Origin of the sequence: Ruminococcus sp. AF17-12 (genome assembly GCF_003479245.1) — a bacterium.
GTDB classification, from domain to species: Bacteria; Bacillota; Clostridia; order Lachnospirales; family Lachnospiraceae; genus Blautia_A; species Blautia_A fusiformis.
Genome location: NZ_QUGY01000015.1, coordinates 25,265 through 43,941 on the forward strand (window position 1 = coordinate 25,265; position 18,677 = coordinate 43,941).

15 protein-coding genes and 1 pseudogene are annotated in these 18,677 nt (G+C 42.4%); 6 read left to right on the forward strand and 10 right to left on the reverse strand.

Annotated features, from left to right (window positions below):
• Positions 1 to 3 precede the first annotated feature (3 nt).
• From DWW77_RS14545 to DWW77_RS14555, 3 genes are read right to left on the reverse strand one after another with little or no spacing between them, the layout of a single operon-like run.
• Positions 4 to 246 carry an ABC transporter permease family protein gene (locus tag DWW77_RS14545; protein WP_110103053.1) on the reverse strand — a complete coding sequence of 81 codons (243 nt, stop codon included), beginning with the start codon at positions 244 to 246 and terminating at the stop codon, positions 4 to 6.
• Between the two features lie 21 nt (positions 247 to 267).
• Complete coding sequence (locus tag DWW77_RS14550; protein ID WP_118608993.1) at positions 268 to 480, reverse strand: hypothetical protein; 213 nt, start codon at positions 478 to 480, stop codon at positions 268 to 270.
• Positions 481 to 482: 2 nt separating this feature from the next.
• A complete protein-coding gene (locus tag DWW77_RS14555; RefSeq protein ID WP_015526439.1) occupies positions 483 to 704 on the reverse strand; it encodes a hypothetical protein in 222 nt (73 codons plus the stop codon).
• A gap of 306 nt (positions 705 to 1,010) precedes the next feature.
• Between DWW77_RS14555 and DWW77_RS14560 the strand changes: the two genes are divergently transcribed.
• Positions 1,011 to 3,830 carry a bifunctional diguanylate cyclase/phosphohydrolase gene (locus DWW77_RS14560; RefSeq protein ID WP_118608994.1) on the forward strand — a complete coding sequence of 940 codons (2,820 nt, stop codon included), beginning with the start codon at positions 1,011 to 1,013 and terminating at the stop codon, positions 3,828 to 3,830.
• Positions 3,831 to 3,914: 84 nt separating this feature from the next.
• Here the strand turns inward: DWW77_RS14560 and DWW77_RS14565 are convergent, their stop codons facing one another.
• Both DWW77_RS14565 and DWW77_RS14570 read right to left on the reverse strand, forming a co-directional pair.
• Positions 3,915 to 5,252: an MATE family efflux transporter gene (locus DWW77_RS14565; RefSeq protein WP_118608995.1), complete on the reverse strand. Its 1,338-nt coding sequence runs from the start codon at positions 5,250 to 5,252 to the stop codon at positions 3,915 to 3,917.
• Positions 5,253 to 5,281: 29 nt separating this feature from the next.
• Positions 5,282 to 6,637 (reverse strand): MATE family efflux transporter, encoded by a 1,356-nt coding sequence (locus tag DWW77_RS14570; RefSeq protein ID WP_022427009.1) that lies wholly within the window; start codon positions 6,635 to 6,637, stop codon positions 5,282 to 5,284.
• A 253-nt stretch (positions 6,638 to 6,890) separates the two neighbouring features.
• Here DWW77_RS14570 and DWW77_RS14575 point away from each other — a divergent pair, with 253 nt between their 5' ends.
• On the forward strand, positions 6,891 to 8,651 hold the full coding sequence (locus tag DWW77_RS14575) for a diguanylate cyclase domain-containing protein (RefSeq protein WP_118608996.1): 1,761 nt from the start codon (positions 6,891 to 6,893) through the stop codon (positions 8,649 to 8,651).
• Between the two features lie 60 nt (positions 8,652 to 8,711).
• Here the strand turns inward: DWW77_RS14575 and DWW77_RS14580 are convergent, their stop codons facing one another.
• Complete coding sequence (locus DWW77_RS14580) at positions 8,712 to 9,182, reverse strand: GNAT family N-acetyltransferase (RefSeq protein WP_022427007.1); 471 nt, start codon at positions 9,180 to 9,182, stop codon at positions 8,712 to 8,714.
• Positions 9,183 to 9,339: 157 nt separating this feature from the next.
• The gene (locus tag DWW77_RS14585) at positions 9,340 to 10,032 is read right to left on the reverse strand and encodes a Crp/Fnr family transcriptional regulator (RefSeq protein ID WP_022427006.1); all 693 of its coding nucleotides are present in this window, start codon (positions 10,030 to 10,032) and stop codon (positions 9,340 to 9,342) included.
• A 149-nt stretch (positions 10,033 to 10,181) separates the two neighbouring features.
• Between DWW77_RS14585 and hcp the strand changes: the two genes are divergently transcribed.
• Entirely contained in the window at positions 10,182 to 11,756 is a 1,575-nt protein-coding gene (hcp, locus tag DWW77_RS14590) for a hydroxylamine reductase (protein WP_110103050.1), read from the forward strand.
• A gap of 70 nt (positions 11,757 to 11,826) precedes the next feature.
• Here the strand turns inward: hcp and DWW77_RS14595 are convergent, their stop codons facing one another.
• Complete coding sequence (locus tag DWW77_RS14595; protein WP_022427004.1) at positions 11,827 to 12,714, reverse strand: AraC family transcriptional regulator; 888 nt, start codon at positions 12,712 to 12,714, stop codon at positions 11,827 to 11,829.
• A gap of 153 nt (positions 12,715 to 12,867) precedes the next feature.
• Between DWW77_RS14595 and DWW77_RS17875 the strand changes: the two genes are divergently transcribed.
• Both DWW77_RS17875 and DWW77_RS14600 read left to right on the forward strand, forming a co-directional pair.
• Positions 12,868 to 13,020 (forward strand): hypothetical protein, encoded by a 153-nt coding sequence (locus tag DWW77_RS17875; protein ID WP_015526448.1) that lies wholly within the window; start codon positions 12,868 to 12,870, stop codon positions 13,018 to 13,020.
• 3 nt (positions 13,021 to 13,023) lie between these two features.
• Positions 13,024 to 14,220, forward strand: a complete 1,197-nt coding sequence (locus tag DWW77_RS14600; protein WP_118515752.1) for an MFS transporter — start codon at positions 13,024 to 13,026, stop codon at positions 14,218 to 14,220.
• 232 nt (positions 14,221 to 14,452) lie between these two features.
• On the opposite strand, the gene DWW77_RS14610 is transcribed toward DWW77_RS14600, so the two are convergent.
• Positions 14,453 to 15,808, reverse strand: coding sequence for an MATE family efflux transporter (locus DWW77_RS14610; RefSeq protein WP_118608998.1), 1,356 nt, complete (start codon positions 15,806 to 15,808; stop codon positions 14,453 to 14,455).
• 35 nt (positions 15,809 to 15,843) lie between these two features.
• Here DWW77_RS14610 and DWW77_RS18370 point away from each other — a divergent pair.
• Positions 15,844 to 15,927, forward strand: a pseudogene (locus DWW77_RS18370) (AsnC family transcriptional regulator); the annotation flags it as partial.
• 29 nt (positions 15,928 to 15,956) lie between these two features.
• On the opposite strand, the gene recD2 reads toward DWW77_RS18370, so the two are convergent.
• The gene (gene recD2 / locus DWW77_RS14620) at positions 15,957 to 18,587 is read right to left on the reverse strand and encodes an SF1B family DNA helicase RecD2 (protein WP_118608999.1); all 2,631 of its coding nucleotides are present in this window, start codon (positions 18,585 to 18,587) and stop codon (positions 15,957 to 15,959) included.
• Positions 18,588 to 18,677: the final 90 nt, after the last annotated feature.

The following is an 18,677-nucleotide window of genomic DNA, read 5'->3' on the forward strand; positions in this document are numbered from 1 at the left end:
CTGTCATGCCTGATATTCTCCTGACTTCTGTATACGTTCTTTTTTTCTCTTCTCCTCATGCTTCTTCATTCCCAGAAAGCATAAAACGATCGATGCCATTGACGGAAGGATAAACTTCCCTCTTCCAAAGATCACCAGGCAGATTACAGAGCATACAATTCCGACCAGCGCCGGCTTATGATCTTGTGCATCTTCCCACTGATCAATGAACATAACCACAAACAGTGCGGTCATGACAAAATCCAATGATGTACGTCCCTTTCTGTTTTACAATTTCCACAGCTGATGCTGCCCGTCCATGGTAACAAGATCTCCCTCATTGATATCTCTTTCATACAGAAGTCCGTCATCATGTCGCAGACTTGTTTCATTTCCATTCTCATCTTCCACCAGCACTACTGACATAAGTGCTTCACCCGGCTGCCGCTCTTCACAGCCGAAATCCATGTCTTCTTCTATCTTCAGAACCTTGTACTGCATGATCAGATTTCCTCCAGCAGCACATCGTTAACGGCCTCATAAGCGTCCTCAAGCGCATCCAGTGCCTCTGTCAGCGTGTCCATCTTCCGGCTGTCCGCATTTTCTTCCTCATAGGCTTCTATCACTTCAGCCATTACATCCTTCAGCTCTTCCAGTGAATTTGCAATGTCCTGCAACTTCTGATCTTTATCCTCTTTTGATGTGATATTTACGATCTTACTCATGATCCTTCCTCCTGTCGCTTTACTCTCATTCTTTATTCTGATCCTTTATCCTGCATATATCATGCTTTACATGTCATACTCCACATTTACCCATTGTACCATATCCTGCACGCAGATGCATCGGATATGTTTTCTATCTGCTTTATATAATACCACCAAAATCATAAAAAATTTGGTAAAATCTTACCAAATTACCCGTCTTAGTCTGTTTATACTGATTTTTCCACTCCGGTCTGGTATAATCGATCTAAAGGAGTTTTTCAATTTACAAACCACTCCTTTCCCATTACAAGGAGGCATATTGCCATGAAAGAAAAAACCGAAACCTTTAACCAGGGAAAAAGATATTTCTTTTATATTCTGATGTTCGCCATCCTTGGCTGGTTCATTTTTATGCAGATCTTTGGTGCGGATGAACGTTCTTCCGACACCTCAGCAGCCTCTGTGATCTATTCCGGTACCGTTACCTGGCAGAAACCGGATGGAACCACCCAGGAAATCTCCGTTCCGGGCACCTACAAGGTTCCCGTCGGTGACACGATGGTCCTCACCATCCAGCTTCCCGATGATCTTACAGATACCTGCTTTGCCATCCGTTCTTCCTTGCAGGATGTGGATTTTTATGTAGGGGACAACCTCAGGACCAGCTACTCCACGCATAAAACAAGGCTTGTGGGCAAAAACTCCGCCAGCCGTTATGTTTTCTGCCCGGTTTATGCTTCCGATGCCGGCAAAGAGCTCCGTATTGAACTGACCACCTACACCTCCAATTACACCGGAGTTGTCAATCCTGTTTACTGCGGAAACAAGGCAGATATCTGGATATATATTTTCAGCAGATACGGACTGGAAACCTACATTGCTTTTTTTATCCTGTTTGCCGGAATCGTCACGATCCTATTCAGTTTCGCTCTGGGATTGGTCTATCATACACGATTTGACACGGAATATCTTGGATGGTGCATGGTTATGGGCGCCGTCTGGATGCTGGGTGAATCCAAGCTCCGTCAGTTCCTGGTCCCCAACGCTTCCGCTCTCGGATCTCTGTGCTTTGTTATGATCCTTTTGTGTCCGCTCCCGATCCTGTTTTTTGCGGACAGTCTCCAGAAAGGGCTGCATCACAGATTTTATGTCTGTCTTGGAAGCATCGCAATGATAAACTTTGCAGTCTGTACGATCCTCACTGCTGCAGGTATCGCAGATTATATCGAAACCATGCCTGTAAGCCACGGAATCCTGGCGATCACCGTTGCCACAATATTTGTACACCTTTTCCAATATATACGCACCGAAAAAAACAAGGCCGACCGGCTTTTGCTCATTGGTCTGCTGGCAGCGATCCTGTGTATTGCCGTTGAAGCAACCTCCGTATACTTTGTCACATTGATGTCCGGACTGTTTGTGGGCGCCGGCATGCTGATCCTGCTCTTTGTCAATATTGTAAGAGCCATCAAAAATGTCCAGGATATAGAACTGAAACGCCAGCAAAGCGAAATCCGCAAAAACCAGGAACAGAATGAAAAAATGTCTCTGCAGATGATACAGACCCTTTCCACCACCATTGAGGCAAAGGATGCGTACACCCGCGGTCATTCCTACCGGGTTGCACAATATGCGGCCCTGATCGCAGAGGAGCTGGGCTGGACACCGGAGGAGATCCTGAATCTGAAACGGGCTACTCACCTTCACGACATCGGAAAGATCGGTATCCCGGATCCGTTCCTGAACAAACCGGCACAGCTGACCGATGATGAATACAACCTTATAAAAAAACACACCGTCATCGGTGCCGAGATCCTGAAGGATATAACCCTGATCCCGCATGCGGCAGAAATCGCAAGAAGTCACCATGAGCGTTATGACGGAAAAGGCTATCCGGATGGGCTGGCCGGAACAGAAATCCCCATCCATGCCCGGATCGTGGCTGTTGCCGACTGCTACGATGCCATGAACTCCCGCCGAATCTACCGTAATGCGCTTCCACCGGAGGTTGTTTACGAAGAATTCCGCAAAAACCGTGGTACACAGTTCGACCCGGAGATCACAGACATTTTTCTGAAACTGTTAAAGGAAAAGCAGCTGCCTCAGTGGGATCCTTCCCAGGAAGAACCGGACACCTATAACCTTCCGGATATGCAGCTTACCGTCAGCAAATTCATCTCGGACATAATGGCCACCACAAAAAGTCAGGAAGACGCAAAAAGCTATGATTTCCTTACCGGTCTTCCCATGCGTAACCTGGGCGAACGTCTTACCGCGGAATTTATGCAGACACATGATGGATGTCTGGTATTCCTTGATATGGACAACCTGAAAAAGATCAACGACATCTATGGCCACAAAGCCGGCGACCGTGCACTGAAATGTCTTGGAAAGCTGCTTCAGAAACGGGCAGATCAGGGAATTTCCTGCAGACTTGGCGGAGATGAATTCCTGATGTTCCTTCCGGACACAGATCCTGATTCCCTGTCTCTGCAGATGGACGATCTGTTCCAGAAATTTCACAACATCACTACCGATGATCCGGAACTCCGGTTTGCCACACTGTCCGCAGGCCTGTGTCTGTGCAGCACCGATGATTCCTTTGAAGACTGCTATTCCAAAGCAGATAAAGCTCTGTATTACGTAAAACAAAACGGCAAAAACCAGTTCTTTTTCTACCAGCAGATCGACCGCAGCACTCTTGCGGCATCCGGTTCCGGAAAGGATCTGGAGCTTGTGGCAGAGTCCCTTCAGAAAAGCGGCATCTATGTAGGTGCTCTTGATCTGAATTACCGGGATTTCGCACGCCAGTATGAATACATGAGTCAGCTTGTCACACGCAGCCAGTGCAGATGTTATCTGGCGATGATCACCCTCGAAACACTTGTGGATACAGTTCCTGATATCGAATCCATTGAGCAGGCTCTGGAGTATATGGAACAGGCCATTCGGCAGAATATCCGCCGTGTGGATATCTGTACACGCTACAGCTCCCTGCAGTATCTCATCATACTGTTTGAGCCTGACGAAACGCATATCCCGGACATCATAGAACGTATTTTTACCCAATATTACCGTCAGTGTGACAGCAATGATTTCCAGCCATCCTATGAATACCTGGAAATATCTCCACAGGAGTTATAAATACTCCCATGACATGATAAAGCCATAACAAAAAAGAGGTCGTACTTGACGGCCTCTTTTTTGTTAAAGTTTTGCAAAATATCATTAAGACGTGGCTCTGGAATTTTCCTGCATGAAACTTTTTCCGTATGTTCGATACAGATAAACCGCCATGAAAATAGTCACGGCTTCTGCCAGCGGCATCGTCATCCAGATGCCTGCAACCCCTATAAGCTTTGGCAGGATCAATATGAACACAGCCACCAGGATCAAAGAACGCATTGATGAGATCAATGCCGAAATAAAACCTTTTCCCAGGGCAGTAAAATATCCGGAAAGAAATACATTTAAACCAATAAACAGGAAAACCAGACTAAACAGCTTCAAGCCATCCCATGTCAATGTAAATACATTTCCCTCCCCAACGAATAAATGGATGATCTGTTTTCCAAATACAAGTGATACCGTGAGGATCAATACTGAACTGATGGCAATCGTAATAAAACTATATCGTGTTATCTCTCTAATCTTGTCATGATTTTCAGAGCCGTAATTATAGCTTATGATCGGAGCCGCTGCAACGGCAATTCCCATATAAAAAGCGATGAAGAAATAGTAAATATACATAATGATCGTCACAGCCGCAACTCCATCTTCACCAAAATATTGCATGATAATAAGATTAAATAAAAATGTAGTGATCCCGGTAGACATCTCCGTCAGCATTTCACTGCTTCCATTGGTGCAGGATTTCAGAAGAACACTCATGTCGGTCTTCGGTCTGCAAAACCTTATATGGCTGTATTTCAGAAAATAGATAAAGCCGATCAACATGCTTACTGTAATGGAGAGAAATGTTCCCCATGCAGCTCCAAGCGTTCCCAGTCTGAATACAGCCACAAAAATATAGTCGAAAACAATATTAAAAGCCAAACCTGTCAGAGACATGATCATTCCGATGTACGATCGCCCATCCGTCCTCACAAGATATTCGAAAAACAGCTTGAATGACATCGGGACCGATCCTAAAAATATGACAAATGCATATGGCACCACATGCTCCATCAGGCGCTCACTGCTTCCTAAAAAAATACAGATCGGTTTCAGAAAAAAGATTCCCGCAGCTGTAAAAGCAATCGAAAGCGCCAGCAGCACGATCGCGATAAAAGAAAATATCTCGTTTGCTTCCTGATCCCTTTTTTGTCCCATCCTCTCTCCTATGATAGCACCTGATCCCGTTGCAAGCATAACAGATGTTCCGAAAATAACACAGGTGATCGGAATAACAATATTAATTCCTGCAAGCGCGTCAGAGCCTGCATACCGGGATACAAAAAATCCATCTATCGTTGTATAAAATGATAAAAAGATCATGGTCAGCACTGATGGGACCAGGTATTTTAAAAATTGAGGATAAGACATTTTTGCCTCAAAGTATTTCATTTCTATAAGCCTCCTGCTTAGTTACATGATCAGTCAAAATCTCTGGTAATGTTCGTAAGCCATTTATTTCTGAAATAGTGGATGAACACCACAGGCATTTTTTCGAACTCATCCAGGGTCATTATAAAATATACCCAGACAGGCGGCAGTTTTAAAACATATGCTGCAAGGAAGGTGAGAGGAACTGCAACAAGCCACATAAATATGGAATCTACGATCATTCCGAACCTGGAATCGCCACCTCCTCTGAAGCATCCGCATATAAGACAGGTATTGATACCCTCTCCTACAAGACGCCAGGTTGTCATGATTATAAAAATACCAAGATAATAAATGGCTGTCTCTGTCAGTTTATCCCGGTAGAAGTCCAGTATCATAGGGCGGACTGCCAGAATAATGGCACATCCGATGAGACTTACGATAATTGTTATTCTCAGCATACGTTTTCCATATTCTCTGGCTGTATCCTTGTGATCTTTACCAAGCTCCTGGCTGATAATGATGGTAGTAGCGTTGGCAAAACCGCGACAGGCGATGGCACCAATGTTTACCACCATAACAGCAACGGCATTTGCGGCAACCATATCATCGCCAATGTGGCCAAGGATCGCTGCGAACGCCGAACTGGCAAAGCTCCAGACAACATCATTTATCACAGCCGGAGAAGCAATTTTCATAAAGTCCCTGAACAGAATACCGGATTTCGCACAGAAATATTTTATCCGGAATCTGACATCGGAGCTGTTTAATGAATAGATGAGACAGATCAATACCTCTGCGATCCTGGCAATAACAGTACCAAGGGCAACACCGGTAACACCAAGCTTTGGAAGTCCAAACAGGCCAAAGATAAAGGTGGCATTACAAAATACATTGACGCAAAGCGATACAATGTATGTAACAGAAGGCAGCATTATTTTTCCGACACTTCGAAGGGCACTCATGAAAACCTGAGAGAATCCCATAAACATAAAGGAAAATGAGATCACCTTCAAATACTCGCTGCCGGCAGCAATCGTATCCGGACTGTTTGTAAAAATCTTCATGATCGTAGTCGGCATGGAAAAGGAGATAACGAAAAATACAAGAGAAACGATCAGTGAGATCCGCTCCGCCAGGCCGAGAATCTTTTCTACTGTCTTTTTATCACCCTTTCCCCAGTACTGGGCACATAAAACCGAAGTACCTGTAGCCATACCATAATACAAACAGAAAAGAATAAATGTGTACTGGTTGGCAAGAGATGAAGCTGACATGGCAGTCTGGCTTACATATCCCAGCATTACAGTATCCGCAACATTTACTAATGTTCCGATCAGATTTTGGATCATGATCGGAAATGCTAATTTTGATGCATATTTAAAAAAATCTTTTTTATTCAGCATCGGTCAGATCCTCCGTGAATTCCGATAAGATATTTACTTATAAAGAACAGTATATCATATACCCTACAAAACCGCGAGGTTTTTTCAGTATTCTTTCCAATATAATCCTCAATTGTATACTATATTTCACCCTCTGGTCATATTTCCATTGTACATAAAAAAACAATATCACTTTAACACAAAAAATCATTCTATTTTTTTACTTCTATGATATAATATTTTATTGTGAAACTAATAAAACGAGGTGAACCAGGTGAAGAAAAAAACAATTGTACCTCTTATCGTTTTTTTACTGGGCATATGCCTTGTTGGTTTAATTGTATACAAAATAGACTCACATGAAACTGAACAACGACACATAACAGCACAATTAAATGCAACAACCTACGGCGAACGTATAAAAAATGAAATTACAAATGGAATTGCGATCACAGATACGCTAAAGCAGGTCCTGATCAGTGAAAACGGAAAGATCAGTCAGTTTGACACAATTGCGGAAAATATTATGTCTGACGTTATTGAAAGCATACAGCTTGCTCCGGATGGTAATGTAACAGATATTTATCCTTCTGAGGGAACGGAAGCGAGTAAGATCGATCTGCTCCAGGATAAAGATTGCAGCAAAATTTCCTGTTACGCAAGAGACAATCACGTGATCATTACACAAGGTCCTTTCGATTTAAAACAGGACGGCTGTGGAATTGCTGTCCGCAATCCAGTCTACCTGAAAGATGAAAACAACCAGGAATATTTCTGGGGATTTACCATTGTTATCCTGCGTGTTCCTGACATTTTTTCAGATGCGATCAGTGCACTTTCGGATTTCGGATATGAATACAGACTCTCAAAAACCGACGCTCCCTGGAGCGATACTTATAAAGTTGTTTATCAGTCAGACGACCAATTAACTCATGCTGTTTCTTATGGTTTTACGATAGGGGAAGAGAACTGGACATTAGAAGTAGCTCCTGAAAGCGGATGGAGAGACCTTAGATTACTGGTAATCGTCGGCGGAATGTTTACTACTGTCGTTTTACTTTTCTCAGGTCTTACCCGGGTATGGTTAGTATCGAAAGAAAATAAAAACAAATTTCAAATACTGGCACACACAGATTCTCTCACCGATATTTACAACCGCTATGGATTTGATGAATTAGCCGAAAGGATGATCACTAAAAATCCAAAAACGCATTTTGTGGCCGCACTCCTTGATATTGATGACTTTAAGTTTATTAATGATATTTACGGACATGTCTATGGAGACAGGGCACTAAAGAGTCTTACAGATAGCATGAAGGCTTTTTTCCCAAAAAACACATTACTGGGAAGAAACGGTGGCGATGAGTTCTGCATTCTTCTGCCGGATCATACCTATAAAGAAGCGGGAGAACTGCTGCTGCAATTTACCAAGCTTCCAAAGACATTTTCATGCAAGGGAAAAGAATATCCGTTTTTTATTTCTCTCGGATATGCAGAATATCCAACCTTTGCATCCAGCCGCTCACAGCTCATGCGCTGTGCAGATGCAGCACTTTATGAAATAAAGCTTCACGGAAAAAACGGATGTATGGCTTACAGGGAGGGGCTCCGGTCAGGAGTCCGCAAACAGCTCGGATTTGCATTCAAGGATATCTCTGAACACCTTCCGGGTGCATTTATCATATACAGAGCGGACAAAGATGATGATGAACTCCTGTATGCAAACCATGAGTTCCTTCAAATGACCGGATATAAAACTATAGATAACCTCTTCAGCCTTACAAATAAAAGCTTCCACAACCTGATCCGTGAGGATGAACAGCAGCAGATAGAAGCAAGCATCTGGAAACAGATCGATGCCGGCAATAAAAATGATTACATCCACTTTCATCTTCGAAAAGCGGACGGCACTTACCTTTCTGTTCTTGATCACGGAAGGATTGTAGACAGCCAGCAATACGGAAGAGTATTTTATGTATTGTTTATGGACTGGGAAGCTATGCATATTCATTACAGTGATAAATTTTCCGGCTAAGGTACAGACATCTCAGTCTGTATCTTAGCCGGCTGTTTTTTTCCTAAACAATTCAACATCTTATAATATGTATTCCATCTGCCTTTCTTTTGTCCGCATTCCCATTTTTTCATAAAATTTTTCTGCTGAAGTATTTCCTGCCCACACATTCAATGTCACTTCATAGCATCCCAGCTGCTTTGCTTCTTTTTTTACATATTCAAACAGGCTTTCCCCAATATGCTGTCCTCGTGTCTCCTGATCGACACACAGGTCATCTATAAAAAGAGATTTAAACGGTACCATATTGTTTGAAAAAGGCTGCTCCTTTAATTGACAAAATGCATACCCCACACAAACATCAGCCTCATCCGCTGCAACATATACTGGCTTTTCTTCATTTTTCAAAAGCTCTGTCAATTCGTCTGTCGTATATTTTGTTGTGCCCGGAATAAAAATATCAGGCCTTATATCTGCATGGATCTGCAGCACCTGTCCTAACAATTCCAGGATCCTCGGAATATCTTTTTCTTCTGCTTTTCTGATGAACATTTTTTTCCTCCTATTTTTCAATAACTGATTTCATAGATTCTTTATACATACACCATAATACCATCGTGTGAACGCTTATAACAATAGAATCACTTTAAGCAGTCTCACTTTCCTTTTGTATTATAATGAAAAAGTTTATCGTTTTCCGTAATGTATATCACATTTTTATTCCTGAATCCGTATCATTACAGACAGTCAGCTCAAAATGGTTTCTGTTTGTTTTTATAAGTCCTTCTTTTTGCAGCTTTGATATCTCCGAAGACATTGCCGCACGGTCAATGCAAAGATAATCTGCCAGCTGCTGCCGGTCAAAAGGAATATCAAAGGATAACGATGCCTGTCTGATAGATACCGACGACAGATAGGACAACAGCTTATCCCTTGTCGTTCGCTTGCCCACATGTGTGATCTTATCGTTGAGGATCAGGATCTTATTTGCCAGGACACCGACCAGGTTACGGATCAGCTTCTGATGATGCTCACATACTATTGGGCAGGAAACCAGAAGCCTTTGAACATTTAATAAAATAATCTCACAATCTTCGTCTGCTACCACACTGACATTCAGAACAGCTCCCGGACTTGCTGCATATGGTTCACCAAAAAAATCTCCCGCATGACATTTTGACAGAATATTCCGATGTCCCCACAGGTCTTCCTGAATAACAAGAACACAGCCTGCCACCACAAGTCCCATTACTTCGGTAGAGTCTCCGGCTCTGAAAATATAAGAATCCCGTTTTCTTGAGATCGTTGCTGCATTTACACAATGCAGTATGGATAATATTTCATTGTCAGTAAGACCTTTAAAGAAAGGACTGGTTCTTAAAATGGGTAAATATTTTTTCAAAATTAATCCTCCTGTTGGAAATCAAACATACACGTTGTAATTATTATACTATACTCCTAACAGAAACCAAGGATAAATACTACTAGTCGAGGATAAAATAATAAGAAAGATCCTTCGAAAAAATCACAGAATAAAAGGAGAATACAATAATGGATAAAAAAATGTTTTGTTTTCAGTGTGAACAGACAGTCGGATGTACCGGCTGTACCGGAAATGCCGGTGTCTGTGGAAAAAAAGCAGATACAGCGAAATTACAGGACGAACTGACAGGTGCATTAATCAGTCTGGCTAAAGCTGCCGACAGCACGGAAACTATTTCAAAAAGAACCGGACAGATCATAATCGAAGGACTGTTTACTACAGTTACAAATGTAAGTTTTGACAATGCAGCAATCGAAAACATGATACAAAAAGTCAGAGCTGAAAAAGAAAGACTGGCTCCTGACTGCAGAACAGAGGAATATGATCTTCAGCAGCTGTGGAATGCCAATGAAGATATCCGCTCCTTGAAATCTCTTATTCTCTTTGGTATCCGCGGAATGGCTGCCTATGCCTATCATGCAAATGTTCTGAATTATGAAGATGCCGAAGTGAATCAGTTCTTCTGCGAGGCATTATCTAAGATCGGTTATGAAGAAAGCACAGAAGCACTGCTTTCCACAGTACTCAAAACAGGAGAGATCAATCTGAAGTGCATGGCACTTCTTGATAAGGCAAATACAGAAACCTATGGAACACCAGAGCCAACTGATGTTACACTTACGGTAGAAAAAGGGCCTTTTATTGTCGTGACCGGACATGATCTGAAAGATCTGCAGCTTTTGCTTGAACAGACTGAGGGAAAAGGAATCAATATCTATACACATGGTGAAATGCTCCCTGCCCATGCCTATCCATTCTTAAAGAAATACGCTCACCTGAAGGGCAATTTCGGAACTGCATGGCAGAATCAGCAGAAAGAATTTGACCATCTTCCGGCCCCGATCCTCTACACTACCAACTGTCTGATGCCTCCAAAAAGCAGCTACGCTGACAGAGTATTTACAACAGAAGTGGTTGCCTTCCCGGGAGCTGTCCATATTGACGAGAAGAAAGATTTCACACCGCTTATTGAAAAAGCACTGGAGCTGGGCGGTTACAAAGAAGATCGTATGTTCTCCGGTATCAACGGCGGAAAAAAAGTGACAACCGGTTTTGGTCATGCAGCCATCCTGTCCCATGCAGGTACTGTAGTAGAGGCTGTAAAATCAGGTGCGATCCGCCATTTCTTCCTGGTTGCCGGCTGTGATGGTGCCAAGCCAGGTCGAAACTATTATACGGAATTTGTAAAGCAGACACCTTCTGACAGTATCGTTCTCACCCTGGCATGTGGAAAATTCCGTTTCAATGATCTCGATCTGGGAGAGATCGGTGGTCTTCCACGACTGATGGATATGGGTCAGTGTAATGATGCTTATGGTGCAATCCAGGTTGCTGTGGCACTTGCAGATGCATTTGGATGTTCTGTAAATGAGCTTCCGCTTTCCTTCGTACTCTCCTGGTATGAACAGAAAGCAGTCTGTATCCTGTTAACCCTCCTGCATCTGGGTATCAAAAATATCCGTCTTGGTCCTTCTCTTCCGGCGTTCCTTTCTCCTAATATTCTGAACTTTCTGGTTGAAAATTATGGTATTGCACCTATCACCACACCGGAAGAAGATATCAAAGCACTGATGAACCAGTAAAAGTAAATTTCTCAAAGCCTTTACAAAATCAACAAAGCCGATACAGGATTCCAAAAGTCCTGCATCGGCTTTATTTACAGGTCTGAAGACTCGGATCAGCCGACAACACTTTTAAACATGTGCAGCGATATTCTGATGGAGTTAAATGATAACGTTTTTTAAACAATCTGCAAAAATAATCAACGTTATGAAATCCGCTTTCATAAGCGATCGTTTTTACTTTTTTATTCGTATTTTTCAATAACCAGGAAGCTGCCTGAAGTCGATATCCTATCAGATAATTAACCGGTGTAGTATGTAAAAAACGGTGGAACAAATTAAGTGCAGTACTTTTGCTGATTCCTATATGCGAAGCAATTTCATCCAGAGACAAATTGCGATTATAGTTTTCATGTATATATTGCATGATCAACTGCACTCTTTTCTGTGCAACTTCATCCACTGTCTGTACATCTCCTTTATCAGATAACTTTACATTTTCATAAAAAGTCAGCCATAAATCCTGCAGCAATGCCAAAGTAGCAAGTTCTCTTATTTTCTCATTCCTCTGTATTTCCATTATTTTTATCATAGTTTGTATGATCTTTGTTTGCCATAGTTCATCAGGCTGAAAACGCTGGAAATATATATTCGATGAAATGATTGGCAAGATATATTTCTTATAGATCAGGCTGTTCTCCGGCGCAATAAATTCCGGCATACATACAAAGTTAGGAATGATACCACCTGATGATGCGTAAAAGCGGTGCAATATTTTAGAATTAATAAAAATTGCTTCTCCTTCTGACAATATAATCTGTTTTTCTCCTATTCCGCATGTAACTTGTCCGGACTCGACATATAAAAACTCAAATTCTCTGTGCCAGTGCCACTCAATACAATGAAAATCAAACAATTCCAGATTATCATAATAATACTGGAATGGATAATCACTGCTTCCATGCTGTTTAATTTCCATGAACTCCTCGTCTGTAAGTATTTTATTATAATCCATCCCATATCACGTTCTTTCTTTTTTTACGATATTATACAGTATTTCTATAATTTAATTCAATGTATATATCTGATATTTGCTATATAATCAAGTAAAAAAAAGAAAAGAGGTATTCTTATGATTTTTAAATGGATGAATGAAAGTGAGATCAACATTGAGGGCGACAAAATTGAAATAACCGCACCACCCAGAACAGACTTTTTTGTGGAAGTATTGATGAATGTGAAGATTGAACATAAAACTGTTAAAAACATTCGGAGAGGAAAATAAAAAATGAATGCTATAAAAAAAACTAACTACCATAAGACAAAAATAGCCTGTTATATGGGATTTATCACACAGGCTATTGCGGCAAACTTCGCACCGCTTCTTTTTTTGAAATTTCATAGTGACTACCATATTTCTCTCGGTAACATTGCTCTGATATCCACTTTCTTCTTTTTCACACAGCTTCTGGTTGATCTGTTCTGTGCCAAATTCGTAGATCATATCGGATATCGTGTGTGCATTGTTGCATCAGAAATATTTGCTGCATTGGGTCTTCTTGGACTGGCATTTTTACCTGATTTTTTACCTGATCCTTTTATTGGAATTATATGTAGTGTTATTGTTTATGCCATCGGAAGCGGTTTAATAGAAGTACTTTGCAGTCCTATTATCGAGGCCTGTCCGTTTGAAAACAAAGAAGCAACTATGAGTCTGCTCCATTCGTTTTACTGTTGGGGAGCTGTTGGGACAATTTTGATTTCCAGCTTATTTTTCCTGATATTTGGAATAGACAGTTGGAAGTGGCTCGCCGTAATATGGGCAATCATTCCTGCAATTAATACTTATAACTTCATGACCTGTCCCATTGAATCTCTGGTTGACAATGGTTCTGGAATGGAAATTAAGGATCTGTTTTCCAAGCCATTTTTCTGGGTTGCAATATGTCTGATGATCTGTTCCGGAGCTTCTGAACTTGCAATGGCTCAATGGGCATCTGCTTATGCAGAATCAGCACTGGGATTATCAAAAGCTCTGGGAGATCTAACAGGTCCATGTATGTTTGCAGTAACAATGGGAATCAGCCGTATAATTTTTGGTAAATATGGAGAGCAGTTAGATTTAATGAAGTTTATGAGTGGTTCAGGCATATTATGCGTTGTCTGTTATCTGCTTACTGCTTTGTCATCCAACCCGATCATCGGACTGATCGGTTGTATTGCATGTGGATTTTCAGTTGGAATCATGTGGCCTGGAACCATCAGTATTTCCTCAAAAACTTTTCCAACAGGTGGAACGGCTATGTTCTCTCTTCTTGCCATGGCAGGAGATTTAGGTGGCAGCATTGGACCTGGAATTGTTGGTCGTATCACTCAGAATGCTGGAAATAATATTAAGATCGGCATGGGATTCGGACTTATTTTTCCAGTAATTCTATTGTTTATGTTATTCCTGCTGTATCGGAAGAAGATATCAAAGCACTGACTTATTGATTGTAATTATATTTTTTCACTCTGCAAACCCGGAAGCTGTATCATCACTTGTTGCCAGATACTATAGACCTGATACAGCATTGAGCGGAACCTGAAGATTTCTGGTAAAATTGTCATGATTTCCGCATGCCAGCATCTTCATCTGTACCCGCATTGCAAAACTCAGATTTAATATCATCATGATCGCAGTACGTGCCACACGTTCTGTGCTGTATGCCAGGATATTACAAACTGTAATCCCCTTCTTCCGTGCTGCTATCAGTCGGCCATGATCTCCGAAGAGCCACATAGGATATTAAAAAGTTCGCAAACCAACCGGCTGGTACAGCAAGCCAGACAAATACAATGCCAAAACGCGGTGCACAGATCAATGCAACAGACAGGCGGATCGCCAGGTTCACCATATTTGCAATGAGGAATGGGCGCATGATCCCAAGACCACGAAGAACCCCATCGGTTGCCATTTTGATTCCCATAAAGATGAAGAAGTAACCAAGCCATCTCATATAGCCCTCGGATACCTGATAGGCCAAGGCAGTTCCATCTTTACCAAGGAATAGCGTGGAAATCTGCGTGTGCAGTGTTTCAATGACTATAAAAGCAAGAACTGCAAAACATACATCTAACACCAGTGCAGCGTGATATCCTTTTTTGATCCGTTCAATTTTCTTTGCACCAAGATTCTGGGAAACATATGGGGAAACCGCATTGCCAATAGAAACAAAAATCAATGAAAAAACATTCTCTACCCGCATCGTCGCCGCATACCCCGCAAGTGCCTGTGTACCGAAGGGATTTACAACAGCCTGTACGATCATCATACCGATGGACACTGTAGACTGCTGAAGAACCGAAGGTACAGCAATTTGAAGCATGGAATGTAACTCCTGCCTGTCAAACCAGTCAAAGCGACTTTTATATCGACGCATCCGGCTAAGGAAAAGCAAAAGTGAAAACACCGCAGAAATTCCCTGTGCTATAAGAGTCGCAAGGGCTGCACCAAACACACCGAGACCAAGTCCGGCCACCATCCAGAGATCCATAAAAATATTTAAGATTGACGAAAATATCAGAAGCCCCAGCGGGATTTTTGATTCGCCTATGGAAGTAAACATATTGGAAAGAATGTTATACATAAACAGAAACGGAAATCCCACGAAATAGACCCTCAGATATAACACTGCATCATCCAGTATATCGCCAGGGGTTTGTAACACACTCATCATCCAGTGGGAAAAGCAAAATCCAAAAACCCCAAGGACTATACTTAGAATTAAAAAGCTAAACAAGGATGTTGACACGATGGTCTTCATTTTCCCATACTCCCTGGCACCGAAATAGCGGCTCACCAGCACACCGGCACCGACACCTGCCCCCAGTGCCACACAAATGAAAACATTGGTCAGCGCTGCACAGGCCCCGACAGCTGCAAGTGCGGAGGAACCAACAAATTGGCCGACGATGATAGAGTCAGCCATATTGTATATTTGCTGAAAAAAGCTGCCCAAAATCATTGGCATTGCAAAAACCGTCAGCGCTTTAAGAGGCGCATCTGTGATCAAATACTCATCTTTTGACATTATCATATTCCTCCACAGGTTTCATAATTTCACTTATTGCTACACTGCCCGGCGTTATCAGCTGCAGCTGCAATACAATCTTATCACGTATTAAAGATATTAAAGGATTACGGCTATAGAAATCAGACCCCAAAGCCGAGACATTCTCTCAATGAATTTCCCGACCGATCCATTCCATGATCACATTTACAATATATTCCTGCTCCGCTTCTGTCAATTCCCGTCCTTTCGGAATACGATGCCATTTTTCCAGACATCCCCTGCAACAGGTAGCTGTGGCATGCTGGGCTACAAAAACCGGATGCCCTCTCATCGGTGTCTGTTTTCCATCATTTGGTATTTCTGACGGTGCAAGACGCTTTCTGATAAAATCGCAGGCATGCTCACGTACTTTCTCCATTCCCTTTTCTGATACATAACTCCGATCGTTTGCCTTCAGGGAAAAACTGCTTCTGAACTTTGACTGCGACAGGCGTTTCCAAAGATTTCCCTCATAAACTGCCGGTGTCTCACATACCATAGAAGGCTGGATGCTGCCCTTATAGACGATCATCTTCTTACTGTCGCTTCCGTTCTCATTTGCGGTCTCGTCTACTGCTTCTTTCAAAAGCTGTGCCTTCACTTCCTGTGCTTCTTTGCTGTCCAGCTGCAGACGTCTTGCCAGACATGTATTTCTGCCAGTTGTCGTTTCATTTTTTATCGCATAATACACAGCTTTCTTCTCTCCGACAAGTACCAGGATCTTTTTCGCCCTGGTCACACCCGTATAAAGGAGATTTCTCTGCAGCATGACAAAATGACTCATGGTAAATGGCATGACAACGATTGGATATTCGCTTCCCTGGGATTTGTGGATCGTTACTGCATAGGCAAGCGCCAGTTCGTCCAGCTCTGTCACATCATAGACTACTTCCCGTTCATCAAACAGAACTGTCAGTTCTCGTTCTTCCACGTCAACTTTTGTGATAGTACCAATATCTCCGTTGAATACTTCCTTATCGTAATCATTCCGGATCTGCATCACCTTATCCTTCAGCCGGTACTGTGTGCCGCCTCTCCGCAGAAAGATTTTTGACGGATTCATGGCTTCCTGCAGCACCTGGTTCAGATTTACTGCCCCACATTCGCCTCTCTGCATCGGAGTCAGCACCTGAATATCCTGCAGTGGATCTACATGATAGTATCTCGGCAGGTTCGTCTTACAATATTGGACGATAGTATCCACCACTTCCTGATTACTCTCTTTGGTGGCAAAGAAAAAGTCGGCATCTTTTCCGCCTCTCATATCAATGCCTTCCCCTTTATTGATCCGGTGTGCATTCATGATGATCCGACTTCCCTGTGCCTGACGGAAAATCCGTGTCAGACGAACTACAGGAACACATCCGGAATCAATAATATCTCTGAGAACATTGCCCGCTCCGACACTTGGCAGCTGATCAATGTCGCCTACCAGAATCAGAGACATCTGCTGCGGCAATGCTTTTAAAAGATTATACATCAGCATAATATCGATCATGGAACATTCATCCAGTATCAGCACATCTCCTTCCAGCGGATGTTCTTCATTTTTCTGATAGCCTTCCGGAGGTTTATATTCCAATAACCGGTGAATCGTTTTTGCTTCCATTCCAGTTGCTTCTGACATTCTCTTTGCTGCTCTTCCAGTCGGTGCAGCAAGAATGATCTGACATCCAGCCTGCTTATATGCAGAAATAATTCCCAGAGTTGTTGTAGTCTTTCCGGTTCCAGGTCCACCGGTCAGCACCATGACCTTAGAAGAAACTGCTGTCTTTACCGCCTGCCACTGAATCTCGTCATAAGTAATTTCTGATGAAGCTGCTACTTTCTTCAATATTTCTTCCGTATCCTCAGATTTCTTCTTTCCACAGGACATCAACCGAAGCAGCCTCTTTGCACAGCCACTTTCTGAAAAATAATATGGGGGCAGATAGATTGCTTCCCGATCTTCTGCTTCATCTCTGATCACATCATTCGTGCGGATCATCTCATCCAAGGTGATCTCCAGCTCCGGTTCTTCCACTTCCAGAAGTTCCTTTGCCCTTCCAGTCAGCTGTTCTCTTGTTGTATAACAATGACCTGCTTCTGCCAGCTTATTCAATGTATAAAAAATACCACTGCGCAGACGGACAAATTTGCCTTTGTCAATCCCCATCTTCTGTGCAATGGAATCCGCTGTCTTAAATCCAATTCCCCAGATGTCATCTGCAAGCCGGTATGGGTTCTCCTTTACGATCGCAATGCTCTCACTTCCATACGTCTTGAAAATCTTTGTCGCATGAGAGGTGCTGACCTCATGACTCTGCAGAAAAAGCATGATATTCTTGATCTCTTTTTGCTCCTGCCAGCTTGTTTTGATCCGGTCTACACGTACTTTTCCTATACCTGATACTTTGAGCAGTTCATCTGGTGTCTCTTCAATAACATCCAGTGTATCCTTCCCGAATTTTTCCACAATTCTTTTTGCAAACTTTGGACCAACGCCCTTCACCAGACCGGAACCAAGATATTTTTCGATTCCATATACTGTAGCAGGAAGTGTCTCCTCAAATTTCTCCACCAAAAACTGCCGCCCATATTTGGCATCCATCTTCCACATACCTTCCAGAGACAGCACAGAACCAACATGGGTATCCGGCATCGTGCCAACTACTGTGACAAGATCACTGTAATTCTTCACCGCACATTTCAGAACCGTGTAGCCATTGTCGGCATTCTGATATGTAATTCTTTCAACTACACAACGTAAGTGCTCCATGCCCGTCTCCTTCTCTCATACTTCATCACAAATGACCACAAAATAAAATGCTCTGATCCATAAAAGATCACCAACATACATCCGCTTTAC

Bases quoted from the DNA above. Each gene is read 5' to 3' on its own strand.
- DWW77_RS14550 (WP_118608993.1), bottom strand. From the start codon at position 480: ATGCAGTACAAGGTTCTGAAGATAGAAGAAGACATGGATTTCGGCTGT.
- DWW77_RS14555 (WP_015526439.1), bottom strand. From the start codon at position 704: ATGAGTAAGATCGTAAATATCACATCAAAAGAGGATAAAGATCAGAAG.
- DWW77_RS14560 (WP_118608994.1), top strand. From the start codon at position 1,011: ATGAAAGAAAAAACCGAAACCTTTAACCAGGGAAAAAGATATTTCTTT.
- DWW77_RS14565 (WP_118608995.1), bottom strand. From the start codon at position 5,252: ATGAAATACTTTGAGGCAAAAATGTCTTATCCTCAATTTTTAAAATAC.
- DWW77_RS14570 (WP_022427009.1), bottom strand. From the start codon at position 6,637: ATGCTGAATAAAAAAGATTTTTTTAAATATGCATCAAAATTAGCATTT.
- DWW77_RS14580 (WP_022427007.1), bottom strand. From the start codon at position 9,182: ATGTTCATCAGAAAAGCAGAAGAAAAAGATATTCCGAGGATCCTGGAA.
- hcp (WP_110103050.1), top strand. From the start codon at position 10,182: ATGGATAAAAAAATGTTTTGTTTTCAGTGTGAACAGACAGTCGGATGT.
- DWW77_RS14595 (WP_022427004.1), bottom strand. From the start codon at position 12,714: ATGGAAATTAAACAGCATGGAAGCAGTGATTATCCATTCCAGTATTAT.
- DWW77_RS17875 (WP_015526448.1), top strand. From the start codon at position 12,868: ATGATTTTTAAATGGATGAATGAAAGTGAGATCAACATTGAGGGCGAC.
- DWW77_RS14600 (WP_118515752.1), top strand. From the start codon at position 13,024: ATGAATGCTATAAAAAAAACTAACTACCATAAGACAAAAATAGCCTGT.
- DWW77_RS14610 (WP_118608998.1), bottom strand. From the start codon at position 15,808: ATGTCAAAAGATGAGTATTTGATCACAGATGCGCCTCTTAAAGCGCTG.
- recD2 (WP_118608999.1), bottom strand. From the start codon at position 18,587: ATGGAGCACTTACGTTGTGTAGTTGAAAGAATTACATATCAGAATGCC.